General features: G+C 65.0%; 2 protein-coding genes. Both read right to left on the bottom strand.

Annotation, left to right across the window (positions count from 1 at the left end; translation table 11 throughout):
* Positions 1–199 precede the first annotated feature (199 nt).
* Positions 200–1,381: a trans-sulfuration enzyme family protein gene (locus tag EN939_RS32955; protein WP_127269719.1), complete on the bottom strand. Its 1,182-nt coding sequence runs from the start codon at positions 1,379–1,381 to the stop codon at positions 200–202.
* Positions 1,378–1,725 (bottom strand): CBS domain-containing protein (locus EN939_RS32950; RefSeq protein WP_127271669.1); only part of this gene is annotated, 348 nt, incomplete at its 5' end. The genes EN939_RS32955 and EN939_RS32950, both read right to left, overlap by 4 nt.

Below are 1,725 nucleotides of genomic sequence, written 5' to 3'. Positions count from 1 at the left end.
TGCTTGAACCCGGAACGTCAGCGCCGCCCCTCACCTGCCTGCCGGCATCCTCTCCCCGTAAACGGGGCGAGGGACGCTGTTATCGGCGCTTACGCCAATCACCGGCGGCCGCGGCTAGCGTCTTTCTCCCCGTCGCTATACGGGGAGAAATGCCCGGCAGGGCAATGAGGGGCGGCGCCGATTTTGGCGATTTGAGGGTCTATCCCCCCAGCGCCTGCTCCAAATCCGCGATCAGATCATCTCCATCCTCGATCCCCGCCGACAATCTTACCAGCGAATCCGATATACCGATCTCGGCCCGTTTCTCGGCCGGAATGGAGCCATGCGTCATCAGTGCCGGATGCTCGATCAGGCTCTCCACGCCGCCGAGGCTTTCGGCCAGCGTGAACAGCTGCGTGCGTTCGAGGAACTTTTTGGTGCCGGCTAGGTCGCGGTCGAGCACGGCTGTGATCATGCCGCCGAAGGCGTGCATCTGCTGGACGGCGACGGCGTGCTGCGGGTGGCTGGCGAGGCCGGGATAGATGACGCGGCGCACGTCGCGGCGCGCTTCCAGCCACTGCGCGATCTTCAGCCCGTTGGCGGAATGACGCTCCATGCGCAGCGCCAGCGTCTTCAGCCCGCGCAGCGCCAGAAAGCTGTCGAACGGGCCCGAGATGGCACCGATGGCGTTCTGCAGGAATTTCAGCTGGGCGGAGAGATCCTTGTTGTCGCCGACCACGGCGACGCCGCCGACCATATCGGAATGGCCGTTGAGATATTTGGTGGTCGAATGCACCACGATGTCGATGCCGAGCTCCAGCGGGCGTTGAATATAAGGGCTGCAGAACGTGTTGTCGGCGACCGACAAAATGCCCTTGCGCCTGGCGAGTGCGGCGACGCCTTCGAGGTCGACGATGCGCAGCAGCGGGTTGGTCGGCGTCTCGACCCACAGCATTTTCGTCTCGGGCCGGATCGCGGCCTCGACGGCGGCGAGGTCGGTGAAGTCGACGAACGAGACCTGCAGATTGGCCGAGCGTTTGCGCACCCGCTCCATCAACCGGAACGAGCCGCCATAGATGTCGTCGGTGGCGACGATGTGAGCGCCGGAATCGAGCAGCTCCAGCACGGTGGCGATCGCCGCCAGGCCGGACGCGAAGGCAAAGGCGGCCGAGCCGCTTTCGAGGTCGGCCACGGCGCGCTCGAAGGCAAAGCGCGTCGGGTTCTGGCTGCGGGCATATTCAAAGCCCTTGTGCACGCCGGGCGACTGCTGGGCAAAGGTCGAGGTGGCGTAGATCGGCACCATCACCGCGCCGGTCAGCGGGTCGTGGCTCTGGCCGCCATGGATGGTGCGCGTCGAGAAAGCCAGACGGTTCTTGCCCGGTGGTGGTGTTTCAGCGGTCATCGTGCGCGCCTCAGATGGTTGATCAGGTCGATGCGGGTAATCAGCCCGACGAACTCGTCGCCGTCGAAGATGATGGCGACCTCGTTGCGGTCGAAGACCGGCAGCAGCGCATCCAGCGTCTGGCTGGCCTGCAGCGTGTGCAGATTGGAGGTCATGGCCGTGCGGACCGGGCCGTTGAAGCGCTCCCAGCGTCCGTCATAGGGGCCGTCGACCCTGGGCAGGATGTCGCTTTCGTCGACGATGCCGACGAGCTTGCCATTGTCGAGCACCGGCAGCTGCGAGACATCGGAACGGCGCATGCGGCCATAGGCGTTGAGCAGGCTTTCGTCCGGGCCGACATAGAC

Origin of the sequence: Mesorhizobium sp. M7A.F.Ca.CA.002.05.1.1 (assembly GCF_003998335.1) — a bacterium.
In the GTDB taxonomy this organism is placed as follows: Bacteria; Pseudomonadota; Alphaproteobacteria; order Rhizobiales; family Rhizobiaceae; genus Mesorhizobium.
The sequence above is the reverse complement of the archived record's forward strand: the minus strand, read 5'-3'. Positions and strand labels throughout refer to the sequence as shown.